We start from the raw sequence: 22,709 nt of genomic DNA, 5'->3' as shown, positions 1-22,709 counted from the left end.
AATGGAGTTATGACAATATCGCATAGCTCTATCGGGGGCGGTCCTACCTTTGTATCCCTGTATTCAGGTGCTGGTGGGTTGGACCTCGGTTTTGCCGCCGCGGGATTCGTTCCTGTCTTTGCAAATGATATCGATCCCTGGGCGGTGCGTACACATAATTCAATAACGCAGGTTCGGGATTCTGAGTGGCGCGATGCTGCTCGGAGGTTTGAGTATTGCGAGGCGATTGCTGGCGATGTTCGAGATCTTGGGGATCATTTCGAAGAAGGGATGGCAGATGTTGTGATCGGAGGGCCGCCATGTCAAGGTTTTTCGGTTGCGGGAAGGATGGACCCGAATGATCCTCGCTCGAAGCACGTTTTCGATTTTTTGGGCATAGTTGCAAAAGTTCGTCCGAAGGCGTTCGTTATGGAGAATGTTGCTGCGCTCGCACGGAATTCGCGATGGGGCGATGTAATCGCTTCTCTCCGGGAAATTGCGTCCGTTGACTATGATGTTAATTTGATTGTGCTCAATGCCTCTCACTGGGGTGTTGCGCAGTCTCGAGAGCGCATGTTTCTTATAGGTACCCCTAGGCGGAGCAAGGTACCCAATTTTGAAGGTCCACCGACTCAGGATGCCCCGCCTACTGTGCGAAGTGTGCTTGAGAAGCTTCCCGAGCTGGGAATTTACGGAAATCATGGGGTTTGCACCGCCAAGATTACTCTTGCAAGACGGCCTGTGCTTAGAAGATCTCCATATGCGGGGATGCTCTTCAATGGGCAGGGTCGGGTAATGAATCTTGATGCTCCTGCGCCGACTCTCCCTGCATCTATGGGAGGAAACCGTACTCCGATAGTCGATCAAGAGAGTCTCAAGGACCCGCGGAAGACTCCTTGGATTGAGCTATATCATGATCGCCTTTTTGTAGAGAGGAAACCGCCTCTCTCTCACCTTCCCGAGGAAGCAAGATTGCGTCGAATTACTGTTCAGGAGGCTGCGGCGATTCAGAGCTTTCCTTCGGATATGGTTTGGACTGGAACTCAATCGGCTCAATACCGGCAGATTGGGAACGCGGTTCCTCCGCGCCTCGCTGCAGCTGTGGCCACGCGACTTAGAGAGGCGGTCTTCTAGGCGAGGAATACAAGGCGTTCGGCAAATATGCTAGGGATAGGTAACTATTAACTGCCTTAAAAATAGTCGTAGAGTCATAGCTGACGACAAGGCTGTCAGGGCTTCAAGATTGAGCGGACTCCTTCTCTGAAGCCGCTCTTTAGTGGGGCAGGTGCAGACAGCCGTCCTCGCTCAGACTGACGAGGCCATCGCGTAGCAAACCGTCGACAACGCGCTGAGCTTGAGCGGGGTCTGCGTCAGGTAGTGTCGCAGCCTTAAGCGCCTGAGCCATGGAGATGCCGGCAGCGGCCTCGTCCGATGCGCGAAGCACGCTGGGTGCCTGACCCTCCTGGTGAGCGGCACGCAAGGCGGCCATGACACGTCCCCTGGCTTGACGATCCGTTCCCGCCCACGCCTGCGTTTTCTTCTTCCCCGGTGCCGCTGGATATCCAGCGGCCCGCCAGGCACAAACCTCGCTCACTGGGCATGCCTGACACAGGGGCGAGCGCGCGGTGCACACCAGCGCACCGAGCTCCATCACCGACACATTCCACGCGGCAGCCTCGTCGCCATCAGAGGGAACTAGCGCGGTGGCGCGGGCAAGCTCTGTTCGGCTAGGAGTGGACGCGGCAGGCCTTTCCACCCCATCCACAATCCTGCCCAAAACGCGGCGAATATTCGTATCCAATACGGGAACGGGCAGGTGATAAGAAAAAGACGCGACAGCCGACGCCGTGTAAGGACCAATGCCCGGTAAAGCAAGCAACTCCTCATAGGAAGAGGGCACCACGCCACCATAAGAATCAGCGATTACCACGGCGCACTCGCGCAGCCGCAGTGCCCGGGAAGGATAGCCCAAGCGATCCCACGCCACCAGCACTTCCGCCGGTGAAGCCTTGGCGAGATCTGCTGGCGTTGGCCAACGATCCATCCACTGCAGCCAGATTGGCTGCACCCGCGGGATAGGTGTCTGATGGCTCATCACTTCAAACACCAGCGTCCCCCACGCCGACACGGAAGGGCTACGCATCGGCAGATCACGACCATTGTGGTCATACCAGCGGATAATCACCTCGCGGAGGAAGCCTGCGTGTTCGGACATGGGGGACAGGATACTGAAAACCACGGTCGGGGTGCTTCTTAGTGCACAGCTTGAAAGACGTTTCGACCCACACAAGCTGGGACCTGCGTGCGACAATAGCCACATGCTTCTTTCTGATCGCGACATTTTGCAGGGCCTGGACTCGGGACGAATCCAGCTTGACCCGCTGGATCGCAGCCTCGTGCAGCCCGCAAGCATTGACGTGCGCTTAGATCGATTCTTCCGACTCTTCGACAACCACCGCTACCCGGTGATTGACCCCGCCGCCGACCAGCATGATCTGACGCACCTTGTTGACGTCGGCCCCGATGAGCCCTTCGTGCTTCATCCCGGCGAGTTCGTCCTTGGCGCAACATACGAGTGCGTAACCCTGGCAGATGACATTGCCGCCCGCCTAGAAGGCAAGTCCTCTCTGGGGCGTCTTGGCCTGCTCACCCACTCGACTGCCGGTTTCATTGATCCCGGGTTCTCTGGCCACGTCACCCTTGAATTGTCGAATACAGCAACAATGCCGATTCTGCTCTACCCGGGCATGAAGGTCGGTCAATTGTGCTTCTTCAACCTTTCCTCCCCGTCTCAGCACCCTTACGGTTCCTCCGCTCTTGGTTCTCACTACCAGGGGCAGCGTGGCCCCACGGCTTCGCGCTCCCATGAGCGTTTCACTCGCACACGGATCGCCGATGGTAACTGAACGTCAGATTCCCGATTTCCCTTCGCGTCGTAGCTTGCACGCCAAGGGGGCCGACCCGCACGCACTTGACGAGGCCACCGCCATGGCGAGCCTGCCGTCACGCACTGACCTTCCCCCCGTGCCAGAAACACCGCCTGCGCCAGAAACACTCCCTGCAGCAGACACGCACTCTGCAGTGGATTCGGGCGTCGCAGTGAAAACAGGCGCTGTGGGAGGTACCGGCACTGGGGAAGTCTTCCCTGAAGCTGAGGCAAGCTCTGCGCGCGAGAATGAAGTTGCTGCCCCCATCCCTGAGCGGCGTTCCATGCGAGATCGCTTGGCAAACACGCCACCTGTCAACCTTGACCCGCCCTCTACGCCACTGCTGGGCGTGCCAGTTGGCCACGGAGCGGTCGCAGCCCCCGGCGACTCCTTCGTTGAAGGAATGACCGGAGCGTACACGATGCTCACAGAAGGTGTCTTTAACGATGAACTCGCCGGAACTGGCCTTGTCCCTGTCGTAGACGTTATTTCATCAGGTAGCCTCCTAGACGCTGAAAAGGCCACCACCCACCACCTCTTTGCTGTAAGCGAAGAGGTTGAAGGCGACGAACTCGAAGCCCTTGCTGTCTCCATCTGGGATGAAGCTCAATGGGTGGAACCGGGACGTTTAAAACTCACGGGAGACTCCTACCTGCAAGGCCCTTGGAGCATCGAAGGCGAACTGAGTGTGTCACTTGGGTTGCCTACTCACCTGAGTCGCATCTGGATCCTGGAATGCTCCACTTTGCGTGGGCGTGCGCCCTCACCAGAACTTATTGAAAGGGATGAGTGGGCCCGAGCCTTCCCCGATGGGCTTCCTCTTGGACTTGAACACAAGTCACTGCTTGCTCTGGCGCGAATGGCGCGCCGCCTTGCGGGGGCAGTACGCATTTTCGGGTCGGGCGTTGTCATGATGCCTGACCCTGAATCCGCAGTCCACATGGCTGTCTATTCGCCCAGATGGATTGACCCCGCTGAGCTCCTTGAGCGCCTGCTTCCCGATTTCCCCCAGATCGTGGACTCCCGTGACATTCCCGTCGAAGCGCGCGTTGCCGCTTCCCCGCGTGAGGTTCGTCGAATTGCCTCTGTCATGGCGGGCGTGAAACCCATGTCGGAAGAAGTAGCTGAAGTTCTCCAGAAGGCCCGTGAGGAAGCCGCACGTCAACCCCTAGTTGTTGACGGCTATGCGCTTGTTTCCCCCGTCGCTGGCGGAGGAAAACTCACCATTGAGGTACGCCGAGTCCCCAGCCCACCCCGCGTCCTGCGGTGGGAGCCATGGACCAGTGGGGTCATTGTTGAGTACCGTCTGCGCTGGATTCCCTCTGAGGGCGTCCAAGCAATCGCAGCCGCCCTCGACAAAGACATCACTGCCGAGTTCGCTTTTGAACGGACGGTAGCTGCTGTTGATGTTGAGAAAGCGGCCGTTGCTGTGGCAACGCTGACAGGTGGTTCACTCATTGACGAGGACGGTTTCCTCATCGCGACCTGAAGCATTGTCCTGGTGTGCTACTTAACGCATCATGTACTACATAGCGCTGAGTGTGCGTGGTGCAGCGGGTACATGAAGCCCTAACCTGTACATAAAGCACTGCCCCGTACATAAAGCGCATTGGTACCAAAGCTGTTTGCCAACCACCAAGCGGTACTCGACGGGGAGCTTCGGCAGCGATTTAGCCCCGATCCTGCCCGCGCCTGACAGCTTCGAGCATCATAATGGCAACGTCACGCACCTGTGGCAGTTCCACGCGCCCGCCGTCACCAGCCTCGCGTCCGTCAGCAGAAGCAACAGACCCAGGATCAGCAGAGCCAGGACCGGCAGAGCCAGTAGAGGAGGTCAGCCCCGCACTTGCCCCCGTTGCCGATCCAAGCATTTGCGAGCAGAAGGGGCAGGCGGTGGCCACAATGTCGGCACCCGTTGACGCTGCCTCCACCATACGAGCATCAGCAATGCGGATGCCTCGCGTTTCTTCCATCCACGCGCGTGCCCCACCCGCGCCACAGCACAGGGCGCGCTCGCGGTTGCGGGGCATCTCTACCAGGTCAACGCCCAAAGCTCCGAGCAATTCGCGGGGAGCTTCATAGACACGGTTGTGCCGACCCAGGTAGCAGGGGTCGTGGTAGGTGATTGTCGGCAAAGTAGTGGTAGTAGCGCCACCTTCGCCGTCACACCCAGCATTTCCAGCACTGTCAACACTTCCAGCGTTGGGAGCAACCGGAGTGAGCAGTCCCTCGCGCACAAGCCGGTTCAGCAATTGCGTGTGGTGGATGACGTCGAATCGGGCACCAAGCTGCGGGAACTCACCGGCAATAGTGTTGAAGCAGTGGGCGCAGGTGACGACAATGCGTTGGGCCTTGGCCTCCGTCAGGGCCTCAATCGCAGCCGAAGCCAGCATCTGGAAGAGCACCTCATTACCGGCGCGGCGAGCCGGATCACCCGTGCAGGATTCACCCGATCCCAGGACTGCAAAAGACACGCCTGCGGTGTGCAACAGCTCGGCAACGGCCGCAGTTGTGGCCTTGGCCTTGTCATCGTAGGCGCCCGCACAGCCCACCCAGAACAGGTAGTCGACCTCGGTAGCGTCCTCAAGATCTTCACCCACCACGGGCACCTCAAAGTCGAGGTTTTTCGCCCATTCCATGCGCTTGCGTGCGGGCTGATTGTAGGGGTTACCCTTGGACTCCATGCCGCGGAAGGCGCGGGATAGTTCGCGCGGGAAGGCACTCTCCATCAGCACCTGATGGCGCCGAAGGTCAAGAATGTGGTCAACGTGTTCAATATCCACCGGACATTGTTCAACGCAAGCACCGCAGATGGTGCAGTCCCATAGGACGCCCTCGTCAATGACGTCGGGGACAAGTGGTGCAGCCACGTCAGCAACACCAGCAGGCCCGGTTGCTCCCGAGGCTGATAGGGCGGTGAGCAGGTCAAAGGAGTGCGGGGAGGGCTCCATGCCCTTTTCGAGCAGCATCTCCTCGTCATCCAAATCAGCAACGCCGCGCTCGCCGGGGACCTCCGCGTCGGTGACCTCACGTTCACTGACCTCAAGGGCGGAGATGGAATGGACGTGGTCGCGCAGGGAAAGCACGAGCAGTTTGGGGGAGAGAGGTTTTTCTGTGTTCCATGCTGGGCAGAGTTCCTGGCAGCGGCCACATTCGGTACACGAGTACAGGTCCAGGCGGGCCTTCCAGGTGAGATCTTCAGCGGTGCCAACACCTAGAACCACCTCAGCATCCTCGTTGTCTGTCAGCGCATCAAGCACCTCAAGGTCGACCATGGGTTCGCCGTTGACAAGCATGGGGGCAGCCGGACCCAGCGACTTCGTGCCCTCAGCATTACGACGGAAGTACAGGTTCAGCACAGCCAGGAAGCGGTGCCACGCCACACCCATAGAGGTCTGCACGCCAACTACCGTCAGCCACAGCATGGAGACGAGGATCTTCACCAGTGACACAATGACAATAAGGTTCGCGGCAACATGCGCTGGCCCGCCAAGCTCGCCAGCGCTCCCGCCTGCTAAGCCTCCGCCAGAAAGCCACAGGGCCACGGGGTAGCCGAGCCACCACGTCAAGGGAAAACGCCACCACTCCAGGCCAGCCGTGCCCGCAAAATCACCAACCGCAGCAGGGCCAGCGATCGAGACGGGCACCTGAGCCACTGTCAACAGCGTGTGCGCGTACTCCAGGGCGCGCAGGGCAATGACCGCCCCGCAGACCAGCAGAATCACCCACTCAACAAAGAGGGCCTGCCAGTGAGTCGACCCCAAGAAACGTGAGGCCAAGCCTTCGGCCGACCCATCACGAGGACGAGGCCGACGCCCACGCAAGGCCTCAACGGCCACCTCGTCAGGGTCGCCTGCAGGAAGGTCGGCGGAGAGCGCGGCTTCAGCGCGGGAGCCTCGCCCTGCACGACGACGCACGATCATCAGCGCAATAATGCCCACAAAACCCGCCCAGGCGAAGAACTCCACCAGCCACAACCACGGCGGGAAGTGACCAATAAGCGGCAACGTCCAGGACTGATCACGCAGGTGCGCGTAGCCCGTAATGAGCGTGAGGAAGAGGACGGGGAAGGAGACCATGACCACCCAGTGGGCGATCTTCACCAGCGGACGACCCTTGAACTCCCTATGGGTCAGGGCGGCGGAGACAACACCCCAGGCACGCCTCCAAGGATGGTTAGTGCGCGTGTGGTCGGGCGCACCTGCGCGCATCTGACGAGTCAGGTGGGCAAGCCCTCGGCCAAAAGAGAGGAAGGCAATGGCGGTGCACAAAAGCGCAAATACCCAGCACACGGTAATGAGCAGGGGGGAAGCCATGAGCTGTACTCTCCTTTATTAGACGCTTGTGTCAGGCGCTGCACGAGTCGAATGCCCGCCGAGTTGCCTGCCTGAATGAGGGACGGCAGGCTGGGTAGGCAAAGCTGCTGATTCACCAGATCATGTCAACCTGGGACGTTCTATTATCCCGCTTTTGCGTGCAAATCATGAGTCAAGGCGCGCTGAGGGCGATCCTCGCCACCTCAGCACTCGTTCATTGCTCAACTTCGGTAGGCTAGAAAAAGAATCGCAAATGAGTGTTGAACATGACGCTAGGCCGTCGCCACTCATTGAGCGTTTGCCCTGATCACGCGCAGCGTTCCACTTTTTTGGTGCGCTGCTGACACCGAGGACACCCGAGCATGTTCGCTGTCATAGCCGCACACCTCTGTGTCGCCGTGTGCGCGCCATTCCTGGTCAGCCGCATCGGACGCCGCGCCCTCGCCCTTTTCGCAGTGGCCCCACTATCGGCTGTGGCCTACGCCCTGTCGACAACCCAGCACGTTTTTGCCGCCGCACACTCTCCATCGGCCGACTACCCCACGGAAACCCTAAGGTGGATCCCGGGCCTTGACCTGATTCTTGTGATGCGCCTGGATGTTCTCTCGTGGGTGATGACCCTCATCGTCGGTGGAGTCGGTGCTCTTGTCCTCATCTATGCCTCGGCCTACTTCAAAAAAACAGCCGTAGGCCTGGGACGTTTCGCCGCAGTCTTTGTTGCTTTTATCGCCGCCATGTTGGGCGTCGTGCAATCCGACCACACCATGGGGGTCTACGCCTTCTGGGAAGCAACCTCCTTACTGTCCTACCTGCTGATTGGCCACCACTTTGAACGCCGACCAGCTCGAACCGCAGCGCGCCAGGCCCTTTTGGTGACAACCAGTGGATCGCTGGCAATGTTCATGGGCTTTGTCATTCTTGGGCAGATGGAGGGCGGTTCCTACCTCCTGTCCGAACTGGTGACTCGCGCTCATGAAGGAACTCTTGGCCTGAGTATCACCGGTCCGACAGGCTCAGTCTCCACATCCGGCGTGCTTTTGAACGTTGCGGCTTTTCTTGTGCTCCTGGGTGCATTCTCAAAGTCGGCACTTGTGCCCACACACTTTTGGCTACCTGGCGCAATGGCGGCACCAACACCCGTGTCTGCCTACCTTCACGCTGCGGCAATGGTCAAAGCAGGCCTCTACCTTGTTGCCCGTCTGACCCCTGGGTTCACCGGAATCCTCCTATGGTCGCCGCTCATTGTCGCTGCCGGTCTGGTCACGATGTTCGTCGGCGGGTGGCGCGCCTTGCGTCAAAATGACCTCAAACTTGTGCTTGCTTACGGCACGGTCTCTCAACTCGGGCTGATTATGGCAGTGCTGGGAGCGGGCAGTGCCTCGTTGATGGCCGCAGGCGTGACCATGCTCCTGGCACATAGCCTCTTTAAATCCACACTTTTCCTGACGGTCGGTGCCGTCGAGAGCGCTTCCGGTACGCGAGATATTCAGCGTCTCAGCGGGATCGGGCGGGCAATGCCCTGGACTGCCGCTGCCGCAGCTCTGGCAGCCGCATCAATGGCAGGCCTGCCGTTGACCACCGGCTACCTGGGTAAGGAAGCGCTTCTGGCTGCCCTCATGCACGGCTCTGAAGCCCGATGGATGGCGCGAGGCGCTGCAGACGCTGGGGTAAGCGGAGCGGAACTGCTTGTCCTGGTCCTCGTGGCGCTGGGATCAATCCTGACAGCCGCCTACGCGTGGCGTTTCTGGTGGGGAGCTTTCGGGGTGCGCCCCCTTGACGAGGCCATCACCGTCAAACCATTGCCCATCACCTTGCGACTGCCCATCTACATCCTGTCCCTAGGGGCGCTGTTAGGCCTGGCGCCAGGTGCTCTGGAAGGAATCCTCGGCGCCTATGGGGCCCCCTTACCCGGGCACGCTCACCTGGCGTGGTGGTCGGGGCTTGATGTTTCGCTGGTAACCGCCGCCATCTTTGGGTGCGCAGCTCTGCTCGCACGGGGAGCGCGCCGCTTTGAAGCCTTCCAAGCTCGTCTTGCCTTCCCGCTGAACATTGTTGATCTGCACACGTGGACTTTGCGTGAGCTAGAGATTCTTGCTGCTCGCGTCACCCGCATGACCCAGCGCGGTTCTTTGCCCTTTGAACTGTCCACGATTATGGCGACACTGGTGGCTGCCGTCACCGCAGCCCTGCTGATTCGTCCTCCTTCGCAGCTTCAACTGCGCGTGTGGGACTCGCCCCTTCAGGTATTCATCGGAATCGTGATTACGATTGCGGCGATCATGACAGCCCGTGCTCGCCGTCGCATGAAGGCGGCATTCACCCTGGGGGCGGTGGGCTTAGGCGTTGCCGTGTTGTACGCCTCTTACGGGGCTCCCGATCTGGCATTGACACAGATCCTTGTTGAAGCCGTGGGTATGGTCATCTTCGTCCTTGTCCTGCGTCGCCTGCCCGCCCACTTCTCTGACCGCCCATTAGCGCGTTCGCGCTGGTGGAGACTCCTGCTGTCGCTGATCGTCTCCTACGGTGTGCTGGTCGTTGGCCTGTATGCGACGGCTGCGCGCACGCACGCGCCAGATTCTTCCCTCATGGCAGAGGAAGCCTATTTCTTTGGGCATGGCCGCAATATCGTCAACGTGATCCTTGTGGACATTCGAGCCTGGGACACGGTTGGTGAACTATCAGTGCTTCTTGTCATTGCTACTGGCGTGGCCTCGCTCATCCATGCTGGGTCGACAACTAAGCCCCGCTATCAAAGGATTTTGTCCCTCCTGCGTGGACGCGTATTCCGCTCCTCCGAGGCTCCCGCAGGCCCCCATAGTCGAGTGAGTTTCCTTCCGACTGTCGCCCACCTGGATGATCGGGAACGTTCGATCGTCATTGAGGTGACAACACGCCTGCTGTTCCCCACCATGATGATCCTGTCCTTGTGGCTGCTTTTCATCGGGCACAACAACCCTGGTGGAGGTTTTGCCGGAGGCGTGGTCGCGGGCCTTGCCTTCGTATTGCGCTACCTGGCGGGCGGAGCTGAAGAGCTTGAGCGAGCTATGCCCATTTCTCCGGGCCGCATCCTGGGTACGGGCCTGTTTATCGCAGGTGCAGGAGCTGTTGCACCTCTGGCATTTGGCCGATCGGTGCTGCAATCCACCGAGGTTGACTGGGACTTCGGCCTCTTGGGGCACCTGCATTTCACAACAGCAACCATTCTTGACATTGGCGTGTACGTCCTCGTTATTGGCCTCGTCCTTGACCTTGTGGCGGCGGCGGGGGCACAAATCGATCGCCACGGGGAAGAAAACGAGCAGGAAACCCCAGAGCCTGAGCGGATTGCGGGCATTGAGGGCTGCTCCGTTCCTCCCAATGCTCAGATGTCTGCTTCCACGGAGGTACCACGATGACTGCCCCTTCCGTCACTGTTCTTCTTATCGCAGCGGCGCTGGCCGGAACGGGCGTCTACCTCATGCTGGAACGTTCCCTGTCCCGCATCTTCATTGGCCTGGGGCTGATCACCCATGCCGTCAACGTCCTCTTGCTTGCAGCGGGAGGCGCCGCAGGACGCCCACCCCTGATCGGTGAGGAAACGGTGGAGAGTATGGGCGATCCTCTGCCGCAGGCAATGATGCTCACCTCTATCGTTCTCTCCCTTGGGACCACGGCCTTTGGTCTGGCCCTTGCCTATCGTTCGTGGCGTTTGACCGGCCACGACGAAGTGATCGACGACATTGAAGATCGGATTCTTTCACGTCGCGCAGACGATGAGGTTGTCTCCTACATCGACGAGGGGGCGACAGGTGATGAGGACGGCGACATCAACTACGACGACGGGGACGATCAGCCTCACAGTGAGGAGCCAGATAGCGAGGAACCTCGCAGCGGTGAGCCTGCCCCCGCGGAAGGAAACTCCGGCAGCGTGGACGAATCAGCGGTGGCCTCGTCAATCACTACCAACTCTGATAGGGGGCAGGCATGATCGCTGCCGCACACTACCTGCTGCCCATTCCGATTCTTCTTCCGCTTGTCAGCGCGGGCTTCGTCCTGTTCCTCGCGCGCGACCCGCGACTGCAACGCATGATTGCCTTGCTGACCCTGGCAACAACCACGGCCACTGCTTTTGCCCTGGCCGTCGCAGCCGACGCTGGGCCAGTTGTTTTGGACGTCGGCTCGTGGGCGGCCCCCATCGGCGTGACCCTGGTGGCAGACCGGCTTGCGTCGATCATGCTCGTTGTCAGCCAGATTGTCACCCTCGCCGTTCTTGTGTTTTCCCAGGCGCAAAATCTTGCGACTCAGGGGGCGCGCTCGCCTGTGACGATCTACTACCCGACGTACCTTATTTTGTCGGCTGGTGTGGCAAACGCTTTCCTGACAGGTGACCTATTCAACCTCTTTGTTGGCTTTGAAATCCTCCTTGCGGCCTCTTTCGTGCTCATCACCCTGGGGGGTACGCGAGGGCGAGTGCGCGCGGGCACGGTCTACGTTGTTGTCTCGCTTTTGTCCTCGTCAATCTTCCTTGCTGGCATTGCACTGACCTACGCGGCAACGGGCACGGTCAATATCGCTCAGCTCTCCATTCGCCTGCGTGAGATCGACCCGGGCGCAGCCCTGATGATCCAAGCGGTGCTGCTGGTGGCTTTTGGTATTAAGGCGGCCGTCGTCCCCTTGCAGGCTTGGCTGCCAGACTCCTACCCCACAGCGCCTGCCCCCGTGACCGCTGTCTTTGCTGGCCTGATGACCAAGGTCGGTGTCTATGCGATGATCCGCCTGCAGGTTTTCCTTTTCCCAGGTGATTCCATCGCGCCCATCCTGGGTGTTATTGCTTTGCTGACGATGATTATTGGCATCTTGGGTGCTGTCGCTCAAGATGACGTGAAACGTCTGCTGTCTTTCACGCTGGTATCACACATCGGCTATATGGCCTGGGGCCTGTCGTTGGTCACTGAAGCGGGTTTGGCTGCTGCCATCTACTACGCGGCTCACCATATCCTTGTTCAGACCACGCTTTTCCTTGTGGCAGGCTTGATAGAAAAACGCACCGGCACAACGTCTTTGGCGCGTCTGTCGGGCCTGGCTCGTAAAGCGCCGCTGGTGGCGATCCTGTTTTTCATCACTGGCATGAACCTGGTGGGTGTGCCGCCACTGACGGGTTTTGTCGGCAAACTTGGTTTGGCGCAGGCCTCGGTTAATGCCGCACAGATCAGTAGCGGTGTGCCTGCGCTCCAGGCGTGGCTACTCTTTGCCGGTGGTATCGTCACCAGTTTCCTCACCCTGTATGTGGTGGCGAAGTGGTGGAATATGGCCTTTTGGCAAAACCCGAAGGATGCTCCATCGGTTGTTGCCGAACCGATGCTGGGGCCGGATGTTTCCGAGGCGGTGCGTGAACGCGCAACCCGCCAGGTTGAGCGTGCGCGTAGTGCGTTGGCCCCTGTGGCGGAGCGTTCTCGTTTTTCTGCTCAGGCATCGCGCACTGAAAGTGAGAAGGTCATTGTTGAGCGCACTCCTGTGCTGATGACCGTCACGGTGGCGGCACTGGTGGCTGTGCAGGTTGCTATGGCGGCAGCATCGGGGCCGATTTGGACGTATGTGTCCTCAGCCGCCCGCGATCAAATGTTCCGTTATCCCTACATCACCGCTGTGCTTGGCGAGGACGGTCGCGGGTCGGGTAGCTCCTTGGACGAGGTGCCCGATGCGCCTTTGCCTGAGCCGGAGCAGGATCACCGAAGCCAGTCAGATTTTGGCCGTTCAGATGGGACCCCTGCGGATAAGACACCCGCAGATAAGGCCCCCGCGGATAAGGCGCCCTCGGGTGCGGCTGTCTCTGATGGGATGCTGTCAGGGGAGAGGAGGTAGTGATGTCGCAGGAGAAACATACCGGCCCTCTGCCGCGAAGATATCGAGTGTCGCTGACGTTGACGCTGTGGTTGACAGCAGTGTGGGTGCTGGTCTTTGCCAGTGTGGAGCCGATGATCCTCGTGTCGGGTGTTCTCTTGGCCATCCTGGTGCAGGGGGTCTTTCCTTTGCCGCATATTACTCACACGTGGCGGGTGCGCCCCGTAGCGCTGATTGTCTTGGTGGCGCGTTTCTTGTGGGATCTTTTGGTTGCCGGCATCCAAGTGTCGTGGGTGGTTCTTCGAGGTGGATGCGACCGGAATGGTCGGGTGCAGGTGACACTTCGCAGTGGCGACCCCGTCCACATGACAATCATTGCGGGGATGACCTCACTGGTTCCCGGCTCGGTAGTTCTTGATGTTGTGGTGCCTGAGCGTCGGCTTGATCTGCACATTCTTGATCTTGATGCTCAGGGCGGTGAAGCTGGGGTGGTGGCCTCTGTGCTTGCGCAAGAGAAACGCCTGTTGGCTGCTATCGCTCCGCACATGCTGTCGACGGTGGAAGGGAACGAGTCGTGACCCCTATTGAAATCCTTCACCTCATCATTGCGCTGCTGGCAACTGTGGCAGCTTTGCTGGCCTTCTATCGGATTGCGGCTGGTCCGAGCATTATGGATCGGACGGTGGCTTCCGATGTGTTGACGGCCTCTGCCTTTACGGTTGTGTGCGTCATGATCGTGTCCTGGAAACGTTCTGACCTGGGCGTATTGCTGATCATTTTGGCTTTGACGGCGTTCCTTACTGCCGTTGTTGTGGCGAGGTATATTCGCCGGGATGTCATTGATGATTCTGCGCGCGGGCGTCGACGTATTTTGACCGCCACCGAATACGCAGAACGCCAGCGCCGCCGTGAAGAAGATGAACTCCGCGCGGAGCTGGAAGAGATTGATTCCGAGGTTGATGCGGTTGCCGCCCAGGAACGCCGTCAGCGAGAGCGCCATGAGGAAGAGGGAACAGCATGACAGGGATAATTGCCGGCAGCCCATGGAATGAGTGGGTGGGTGCAGGGATGTTAATGATCGGCGCCCTGTTGACCGTGATTGCCGCCGTTGGTGTGGTGCGTCTACCTGATGTGTTCTCGCGTATGCACGCGGCATCAAAACCGCAGCTTCTTGGTGTGATCGTGCTGTGTGCGGGCGTGGCCGTGTCCATGTGGCAGTGGCGGTGGCTGGTGCTGGGGATGGCGGTTATTGTCCTGCAGGTGGTGACCGCATCAACGGGTTCGCATGTGTTAGCTCGTTCCGCTGCTGAGGTTGAGCATCCAGAGGTGAACTGATACTGCCGCATGGTGGACGCCACTACCGAGAGGGGAACCCCTGTGGCACAGTAGGAACGTGCAAACATGCTCCGTGAAATCCGGCCATGTACCTACTACTGAAATGCCATTCGGTGATCCTTTTGAGGATGACCGTCCCCACGACCACTGTGGAGTGTTTGGCGTCTGGGCGCCAGGTGAGGACGTTGCCCGCCTGACGTACTTTGGCTTGTATGCCCTTCAACACCGCGGACAGCAATCGTCAGGAATTGCCACTTCCGACGGGCAATCACTGCTTGTGTATAAAGACCAAGGTCTTGTCAATCAGGTGTTCTCTGAGGAGACCCTCCAGGGCTTGAAAGGTCACATTGCGCTGGGGCACGTTCGCTACGCAACGACGGGCGCTGACACCTGGCATAACGCTCAGCCCACTCTTGGCCCAACGCCAACTGGTGCGATGGCATTGGGGCACAACGGTAACCTCGTGAACACTGAGGAACTACGTGCCCTTGCGCACTCGGTTGCCCAAGGCGAGGACGTCCAACGTGGGGCGTCAACTGACACCTCAGTCCTCACAGCGCTGCTGGGCTTAGCTCAAAGCCTGCCAGGTCCTCTTCCCTTCGTTGCCCAGCCCCGCCCTGAAGGCGCTCACGCCACTTCTGCCGGCGGCCAAACGCTCGGCGTTCCCTCTGAAACGCCTTTGTCAACCGAGGACGCCGCACCTCTGGTACCCGCCGCCCTGAAGGTGCTGCCTCGTGTACGCGGCGCATTCTCCCTGGTGTTCATGGATGAAACGACGCTTTATGGCGCGCGCGACCCCCACGGTTACCGCCCTCTCGTATTGGGCCGCCTGACCAGCGGATGGGTTCTCGCTTCTGAAACGGCCGCCCTTGACCTGGTGGGCGCCTCCTTCGTGCGTGAAGTCGAACCCGGCGAACTCATTACGATTAACGCTTCTGGCGTCCACTCATGGCATTTTGCCCCGACCCGTGCCAACACCTGCGTCTTTGAATACGTTTACCTGGCCCGCCCAGACACCGTAGTGGGGGGACGCCAGATCGTCGCTGCCCGACGTGAAATGGGGGCAATCCTCGCCCGCGAATGTCCCGCCGAGGCTGACCTGGTCATGCCTACCCCCGATTCGGGCACCCCAGCGGCAATTGGTTACGCCCAAGAGTCGGGTATTCCTTTCGCGCAGGGCCTGGTGAAAAACGCCTACGTGGGTCGCACCTTCATTGAACCCACCCAGTCGCTGCGTCAGCTCGGCATTCGCCTCAAACTTAACCCCCTGCGTGAAGTGATTGAAGGCAAGCGATTGATTGTCATTGATGACTCCATCGTGCGTGGGAATACGCAGCGTGCGCTGGTGAAAATGCTGCGCGAGGCCGGAGCCGCCGAAGTCCATGTGCGCATCTCCTCTCCTCCGGTGGAATGGCCGTGCTTCTTTGGCATTGACTTCCCCACGCGTGCAGAACTCATTGCCTCTTCCATGAATACCGAGGAAATCCGCACTTGGATCGGTGCTGACTCCCTGGGCTACCTGTCCTTGGAAGGCATGGTTGAAGCCACGAAACAGGGTACAAGCCTGTGCCTGGGGTGCTTTACGGGCGAATACCCCGACCCGATCGACAAGGGCACGCCGATCCCCGGCACGCCCGGGGCGACCACCTGCTGATTAGCGACATCACCCTCCCCCCCGTCAAGAGAAAGCAGATCATCATGAGCGACGCACCTGTCCTGGATTACGCGGCCTCAGGCGTGGATACCGCCGCGGGAGACCGCGCTGTGGAGCTGATGAAAAGTGCCGTGACGCGCACGCACAATGCCACGGTCTTTGGCGGGACGGGTGGCTTTGCGGGGATGGTGGATGCTTCGGCACTGTTGGGCATGACACGTCCGCTGCTGGCCACGTCCACCGATGGCGTGGGCACGAAGATCGCGCTGGCTCAGGCCATGGATGTGCACGACACGATCGGCCAGGATCTGGTGGGCATGGTGGTTGATGACATTGTTGTTGTGGGGGCGCGCCCGCTTCTCATGACGGACTACATTGCCTGCGGCAAGGTCGTGCCTGAACGTATTGCTGCCATTGTCACAGGCGTTGCTCGCGCCTGCGCTGAGGTTGAGTGTCCCCTGGTGGGTGGTGAAACCGCTGAGCATCCCGGTGTCATGGCTGAGGATGATTACGACATTGCGGGGGCGGCTACGGGCGTTGTCGATGCTGAGCGCGTCCTTGGCCCCGCCCGCGTTGGCGAGGGCGATGTGCTGGTGGGTATTGCTTCTTCTGGCTTGCACTCGAATGGCTACTCGCTGGTGCGTAAGGTTCTTGAGGTGTCAGGACTGTCGCTGGATGCCCAGATGGAGGACTTCGGCCGCACCTTGGGTGAAGAACTTCTTGAGCCCACGCGCTTGTACACCAAACTCTGCCTAGACCTTATCGCCGCCGTGGGGGAGGGGGAACTCCTCGCGCCTTTGGAAGGTCCCGAGGCTGATGCGTCGCGCGCCCCCGGCATGCGCGGTGCGGCGACCGGTATTCACGCCCTCAGTCACGTCACCGGCGGTGGCCTGGGTGCAAACCTTTCGCGCGTGCTTCCTCGTGGAGTGGTTGCCGAGGTCAACCGTGGCGCATGGGCTGTGCCCGCCGTCTTTGACTGGGTGCGTCGCGAGGGCAATGTGTCTTGGGCGGCCCTGGAAGATTCTTTGAACCTCGGGGTGGGGATGGTGGCCGTTGTGGGCCATGACAGCGTCGATGCTGTTGTTGAGGCTGTGCGTGCGACCGGGGTGGAGGCCGGTGTTATTGGCCAGGTGCGTGCGCTCGCCGATGACGAGGCTGGAGCTTGTGGCCAGGGTGAGCGCTTGATTGCGGGAATGAAGGGCGTTGACGCGGGTGCTGTGCTGTTGCGTGGGCGTTACCTTGTGGAGTGAAATTCACCTATTAGCGTTGACAATAAATATTTCTTTTCTTTAAGCAGGCTGGAGAGGTGGAGAGTTCCGCTTCTCTTTTGGGTCGCCTGTGCTGGCAGAGATGCGTGTTTCTGCTTTCTGTTCTTTCTGGTGCAGACTGAAAAATGGGGCGAAAACTTGGCCTGCGGTCTTTGCGAATGCGATTGTGACTGTGTGCAATAGCTAAGGGTACTTGAAATGACGCCTTAATTCCGGTTAAGGTATCAGTTATCCCTTAACATAATTTGTTGCATAGAGTGTTTTATTTTCTCTGCAACCGATCAAGCGAGGTCACGTGTACCGAGGCAAGCATTCCATGCCCACAGAAGGGCATTGGGGGTATCGCAAGCTATGGCGGGCGATTGCGGTCTTTACCGTCCTTCCGCTGTGTGTATCTCTCGTTGTTATTGACGCATTAGCATTAGAATCGTCGGTTAGTGTGAATGGTGAAGAAGCCATTGCTGCAGGCGCTATTGCTATTCCTGACCAGGATGCAGATTCTGCAATGTCTGGTGCTAGGGAGAAAGAGGCCGAGAATCTTGGCGCCTTACCTGTGCCTGAGGACATGGAGGCTGCGGAGCAACCATCTGTCGATGACGATGAATCTTCAGTTGCGAGCCATCCTCAAGGTAGCGGGGAGCAGAATATGCTCGACAATCAGGCGAATGTCGGGGCTATGTCTGCCGAGAACGAAGTGACTCAAGAGGGGCCGGAGCAAGATCCTGCAAAAGATGAGGTGAATCTTTCTGGCGTGGAGGAGCCCGAAGAGGTTGTGAGTGATGTTGAGCCTTTGCCCACCGGCGCCTCATTTTTCAATGTCCCTGCGACGTGGAAACCCCTTACGTGTAACGCCGGATATGTGGTGACGGAAAATGGCCGTTTTATCCGAGATGGGGTGTCTGTTCTTGAAGTGGTGACAGAAAGAATCGCTCCTAATGCTACGAGAGTTGATGCGCTTGGCATTAGTCCTGGTGGAATGGAGGCTTTTGTTGTCGTAGAGCGCAGCCAGACATTCTCGATCTACCGATACACGGGAGCGAAAGGCTGGATGCCCTGGATCGAAAATCTTCGAAAGAGTGAGTATCTTCCGCGTTTCTCTTTCGGTATGGTGGATGTCCTCACTCAGGATTACTATTTCGGGGGCTATGATCCAAATCGCCAGAGCTTCCGTTTTTGGAAAATGGAGAATCGCACCAAGAAAATTACACAGGGAGGATCTTTCCGTCCGAATCAGGACCTTGTTAACGCTGCGCGAGCAGGACGTGCGGTAGATGCTGACATCGCCATGTACACCCGTGATGAGATTCAGCTATTCGCGGGTGTTGGAGCCGGAAACGGTGGCAGAGGTCTAGATGTTATCTATAGCATTCGCGTGAGCGATCTTTTCAATGGAAACCTTACAAGCACGCCGCATGTTGAGGTGCGAAATGAGCGATCTGCAGATTTGACACACGTGCCGTTGTCCGGTGTGGGATATTATGTCCGCAGTAAGGATGAATCGCGTGGGGAGGGTGCCGGGTATCGGCGGAATCGCCGAATAAGCATCTATTCTAATTTCTACGGTCCCCCCTATCAAGGTGAGCAGTTTAGTAACGATGTTGTGATTAGTGATGCCGCGAGCTGCGGGGACTTGCAAGTAGTGGGCCAGTTTTCAAATAAAATCTCCATGAATGTTGAGGAAATTGCGCCCGGCATATCTTCACAGTCAGCATTGAAACGTGCTCCGTTTACCTTCCGCTTCAAGGTCTTTCCAACCTCTTTGGATCCCCAGCGGCCGCTACCTTTAGAGTATGTCAATCGCTATACGCTTGATTTTGCTGACTGTGACGATATCTCATGCACAGATGGTGGCGATTACGACCCTCGACAGGGAATTGCATCAGTGTTACTGCCAGCCTTGCCACTCACTCCGGAAACGGAGCAAGGCGCCCATTACTGCGTTGCATACTATGACTACGATGTTAAGAATGCTTACAAGAAAAAAGATCAGATAGGTCCGTTCGAGAATGGTTTAAAAGCCGATAGGTGTTGGATCCTTAACAATAAAAACCTTCAAGCTGGCGTTCTGCAATTGGGTGACGTTCATTCCCTTAGGCCAAAGCTAAGTGATGTCTATTTTACTCTACTAGATAATGAGGAACAATCTATTCGACTTCCGGGAAGCGAGTGGCGGCTTGAAGGCGTAAATATTCCAAGCTATGGCTGGCCCTCCACCGTTAATATCGAAGTTCCTGACTGTGTTGCTGGTGAAGGCCGAGCATGTGGAAATGTCCTATTGAAGGATAGTGATGATGTCGCGGGTCAGTTTAGGCTCCATCATCTTCAGCCTGGAACCTATACGCTTACTCAGACAAAGGCCCCGCATGATTATATTCCTCTAGCCGCGCCGATTGTCTTCACGATCGATGCGGACGATGCCAACTATAGATACAATTCGGTTCGTCGCCTCATTAATCTCGATTCCCCTGTGAATCACTACAAGATATCGACCATTAAGGGCGTAGTGAATCTATATGAAGAAGATGGTTTTGCGCTTGTTAATGGTGAGAACAGGTCTGGAATTGAATGGAGTTTCGTTAGAGAAGGAGAGCCGCCTTATGCCGATATATCCCCTGCGGAAGTGGGAAGGCCGCAGGAGAGTGCTCTTTTAAGGAGTCGGAGTGACGGTACTTTTGGGGAAGGCTGGAAGCTCAGTCACCCCACTCCTGCGCATGTGCAAAGAATTTCTATGAGGACGGCTGCGCCGACGTCGCTCGGATATGAGGCGTTTAAGTATGATTGCTATAAGAAAGGGCGTTATAGAATCTCTACGGGTTATATTCAAAATAACCAGATATTCTCAATAGATGTCCCCCGAAATACGCAAGTCGATTGTGAGTTTAGTTACCGAAAAACCTCGGGAACCCTAAAGTGGGAAAAGGTTTCCTCTAATAGTGTTCATCTGAAGGGATCCTCGTGGAAAATTGAGGCACTCGATACCCCCGCAGCAAATGGCTTTTCTCTTACCATTGACGACTGTGCCGTACCAGTTGGACGCGAAGGTGCCTGCGTATATAAGTTGCGGGGTGATCGGGATCCGAGGGAAGGCTACTTTGAAGTAGCGGGTCTTCCCTATGGCCGTTACAGACTTATCGAGAGGCTGGCGCCGAAAGGCTATCAACGATCGCCGCTCTATCAAGAAGGCGGGCCAGCGCAAACACGGACCTTAACACCTGAGCAACGATCAGCAAGCTTCGGGTCAATCGTTAACCGCACCGTCGAAGAGAATGGACAGCTTCAGGTCAGTCTCACAGTGCAGGTCGAAGGTTCTGATACCTCCGATTTCACCTCGAACGGGAAGGTGTACAAGTCATGGATGGAAGCATCATCAACCGGGGCACCCGCGACCTTTACGGCGGGGGCCCTGTCGACAAATCCAAGTCGAACGCAGGAAAGGCAGATAGCGCTCGGGAGAACTGATTCAAAGACTATTCGCCTGGATAAGAAAAATGATCGGGTGGATGTTACTGCGCATGTGGAGGTGCAGCAGGCGCCCCCATTAGAGTTCCGATCCCTCTCGTGTGTCAGCGGTAAAGCAGATGGTGCGGCGAATCCTAAAGTCTATCTTGAGGGGAATGCTCAAAGTCTTAATCTCGTGCACCCAACCAGCTTCACGATTCGTAATCTACCTGATGCGGAAAGTGTTAACTGCACCCTGGTCTACCGCCCGGTGGCAATTACGTCGACGGTCACGGGAATTGTAAAGGTGGTCGACGATGGAGGAATTGTTATCTCTCAGGCGGGAGAAAACATCGACTTTGCAGTCGCGGTAGGGGAAGCGGAGAAGAAAGCACGTTTTAACTCAACAGGAGAGGCACAGCGTTCACTCACTCAACGTAGCGCAACAGGTGGAACCTTCGCGGATAAATGGACGCTGTTCCATTTGAATCCAAAGGTGCAGCCTCGCTTGCGCTTCGAGCAGAGAACGCCTGAGGGGGCAAACCTCACATTCACCTCACTCGTCTGTCGTAACACCATCACGAATGACGAAGTCTACCGTTCGACCGAGGCTTCGTTACCCGGAGAAAGCTCCGCGATTTCGCCAAACACGCCACTATCGTGCGAAATTACATACAAACGTCAGGTTTTTGGGAGCCTTGAGTGGTCAAAGGTTGACGCCGATGATCTCAGCAAAGTTCTGCCTGGATCGGGATGGAGGGTGAAACCCGTAGGGCCTTCGGTGATGGCCGCTCAAGGCATCGTTGTCAATGACTGTGTGGGCACAACAGCCGAAGCATGCAGCACGCAAGCGGACAAGGATCACCGTGAAGGCTACTTCAGAGTGTCTAACGTGCCTATCGGCACTTACGACCTTATTGAGGAACAATCGCCCGTTGGATACGCTGCGGGCCCGAAAAAGACCCTGAAACTTGAGGGTACTTCGCAACCTCTTAACCTTGGCCCGCAAAAAAATACGTCCACACTGCCAGAGATTACGGTGACTGCTGAAATCATTGAACTTGATGGAAACGGCGAGCGCGAGCGTGTACACAAACATGCGGGCTACACCGTTGATGTCACCGCAACCAAAGGTGTACAGCACATTTCGCCTAGCACTCCCAACAACCCCCTTGTCGGGAAGCAAGCCCTGAGCGGTGAGAATTGGGAAGTCGATACCTCGTGGAAACTCCGCTTAGATGAAGGGGGCACTGCTGCCAGCTTTGCGGTTGATTCTACTGTCTCACCGCGGGCATCTGGCTACCAACGAGTTCTGCTTCAATGTCAGCCAGATGTAGATCTACCCGACTTTAAGAATCGCGCTACCAGGTATACGGACGGAGAACTATCAGTTACCGACGTTCCGGCAGGGGCGAGGGTGCATTGCGTATTCGTCTATGCTCCCGAAGGCTATCAGCTTCCCGTAGATCTGAAGTGGCGGAAAACTGACGCTGAGGGGCAGGGGCTAACAGGCTCCGAATGGAGCCTCGAAGGGCGTGGCCAGCATCTTTCCATTGTCGACTGTGCAATCCCTGATCAGTGTGACGGCACTAACGACTCTGACCCTACCCCAGGTGTTCTACGTGTTCAGCACCTAAAGCCAGGGGAATACACCCTCGCTGAAACGAAAGCTCCCCTAGGCTACGCAGTCGGTGCACCGCGTCAGGTTCGCGTTGAAGCACAGCGTGAGTACACCGATTTAGGAGACATCGTCAATAGGGTGATAACTCCTCCCTCCTTGCCACTCACAGGCGGAATGTCCTCTGATGCTCTGATGTTCAGCGGAGCGGGCTTCCTCGCTCTCGCAGGAGCAGGGTGGCTGTTATCCCGACGTCGAGGAAAAGCTTAGGCTGCTCGACCATAAAGTGTGCTTTCCAATCGGAAAGATACATCCCAACAGTGCACATCTGGGGGCGCATCGCGCCCTCATGCT

General features: G+C 57.8%; 14 protein-coding genes. 12 read left to right on the top strand and 2 right to left on the bottom strand.

The features are described from left to right. Nucleotides 1-9 precede the first annotated feature (9 nt). Complete coding sequence (locus tag EII11_RS10965) at nucleotides 10-1,113, top strand: DNA cytosine methyltransferase (protein WP_124868459.1); 1,104 nt, start codon at nucleotides 10-12, stop codon at nucleotides 1,111-1,113. Nucleotides 1,114-1,252: 139 nt separating this feature from the next. On the opposite strand, the gene EII11_RS02895 is transcribed toward EII11_RS10965, so the two are convergent. Next, nucleotides 1,253-2,194, bottom strand: a complete 942-nt coding sequence (locus EII11_RS02895) for an A/G-specific adenine glycosylase (RefSeq protein WP_205649212.1) — start codon at nucleotides 2,192-2,194, stop codon at nucleotides 1,253-1,255. A gap of 103 nt (nucleotides 2,195-2,297) precedes the next feature. Here EII11_RS02895 and dcd point away from each other — a divergent pair, with 103 nt between their 5' ends. Together dcd and EII11_RS02885 are read left to right on the top strand one after the other, a co-directional pair. After that, nucleotides 2,298-2,885 carry a dCTP deaminase gene (gene dcd / locus EII11_RS02890; RefSeq protein WP_124868457.1) on the top strand — a complete coding sequence of 196 codons (588 nt, stop codon included), beginning with the start codon at nucleotides 2,298-2,300 and terminating at the stop codon, nucleotides 2,883-2,885. Further along, nucleotides 2,875-4,395 (top strand): hypothetical protein, encoded by a 1,521-nt coding sequence (locus EII11_RS02885; protein WP_124868455.1) that lies wholly within the window; start codon nucleotides 2,875-2,877, stop codon nucleotides 4,393-4,395. Before dcd ends, EII11_RS02885 begins: the two co-directional genes overlap by 11 nt. Nucleotides 4,396-4,576: 181 nt before the next feature. Here EII11_RS02885 and EII11_RS02880 read toward each other — a convergent pair whose 3' ends face one another. Then, entirely contained in the window at nucleotides 4,577-7,222 is a 2,646-nt protein-coding gene (locus EII11_RS02880; RefSeq protein WP_124868453.1) for a (Fe-S)-binding protein, read from the bottom strand. A gap of 362 nt (nucleotides 7,223-7,584) precedes the next feature. On the opposite strand from EII11_RS02880, the gene EII11_RS02875 reads away from it, so the two are divergent. The 9 genes from EII11_RS02875 to EII11_RS02835 all read left to right on the top strand — a co-directional run bounded on the left by EII11_RS02875 (nucleotide 7,585) and on the right by EII11_RS02835 (nucleotide 22,625). Next, complete coding sequence (locus tag EII11_RS02875) at nucleotides 7,585-10,617, top strand: Na+/H+ antiporter subunit A (protein ID WP_124868451.1); 3,033 nt, start codon at nucleotides 7,585-7,587, stop codon at nucleotides 10,615-10,617. Next, nucleotides 10,614-11,189, top strand: a complete 576-nt coding sequence (locus EII11_RS02870; RefSeq protein WP_124868449.1) for a Na(+)/H(+) antiporter subunit C — start codon at nucleotides 10,614-10,616, stop codon at nucleotides 11,187-11,189. Before EII11_RS02875 ends, EII11_RS02870 begins: the two co-directional genes overlap by 4 nt. Next, complete coding sequence (locus EII11_RS02865; RefSeq protein ID WP_124868447.1) at nucleotides 11,186-13,063, top strand: Na+/H+ antiporter subunit D; 1,878 nt, start codon at nucleotides 11,186-11,188, stop codon at nucleotides 13,061-13,063. Before EII11_RS02870 ends, EII11_RS02865 begins: the two co-directional genes overlap by 4 nt. 2 nt (nucleotides 13,064-13,065) lie before the next feature. Beyond that, nucleotides 13,066-13,620, top strand: coding sequence for a Na+/H+ antiporter subunit E (locus tag EII11_RS02860; protein ID WP_124868445.1), 555 nt, complete (start codon nucleotides 13,066-13,068; stop codon nucleotides 13,618-13,620). Next, nucleotides 13,617-14,063: an MrpF/PhaF family protein gene (locus EII11_RS02855; protein WP_124868443.1), complete on the top strand. Its 447-nt coding sequence runs from the start codon at nucleotides 13,617-13,619 to the stop codon at nucleotides 14,061-14,063. The genes EII11_RS02860 and EII11_RS02855 overlap by 4 nt, the downstream gene beginning before the upstream one ends. Beyond that, nucleotides 14,060-14,377, top strand: coding sequence for a monovalent cation/H(+) antiporter subunit G (gene mnhG / locus EII11_RS02850; protein ID WP_124868441.1), 318 nt, complete (start codon nucleotides 14,060-14,062; stop codon nucleotides 14,375-14,377). Before EII11_RS02855 ends, mnhG begins: the two co-directional genes overlap by 4 nt. 103 nt (nucleotides 14,378-14,480) lie before the next feature. Beyond that, nucleotides 14,481-16,031 (top strand): amidophosphoribosyltransferase, encoded by a 1,551-nt coding sequence (gene purF, locus EII11_RS02845; RefSeq protein WP_124868908.1) that lies wholly within the window; start codon nucleotides 14,481-14,483, stop codon nucleotides 16,029-16,031. A 44-nt stretch (nucleotides 16,032-16,075) separates the two neighbouring features. Further along, nucleotides 16,076-17,281, top strand: a complete 1,206-nt coding sequence (gene purM / locus EII11_RS02840) for a phosphoribosylformylglycinamidine cyclo-ligase (protein ID WP_124868439.1) — start codon at nucleotides 16,076-16,078, stop codon at nucleotides 17,279-17,281. 334 nt (nucleotides 17,282-17,615) lie between these two features. Continuing rightward, the gene (locus tag EII11_RS02835; protein WP_124868437.1) at nucleotides 17,616-22,625 is read left to right on the top strand and encodes a SpaA isopeptide-forming pilin-related protein; all 5,010 of its coding nucleotides are present in this window, start codon (nucleotides 17,616-17,618) and stop codon (nucleotides 22,623-22,625) included. Nucleotides 22,626-22,709: the final 84 nt, after the last annotated feature.

Source organism: Schaalia canis, from assembly GCF_003858455.1.
GTDB lineage: Bacteria > Actinomycetota > Actinomycetes > Actinomycetales > Actinomycetaceae > Pauljensenia > Pauljensenia canis.
The sequence above is the reverse complement of the archived record's forward strand: the minus strand, read 5'-3'. Positions and strand labels throughout refer to the sequence as shown.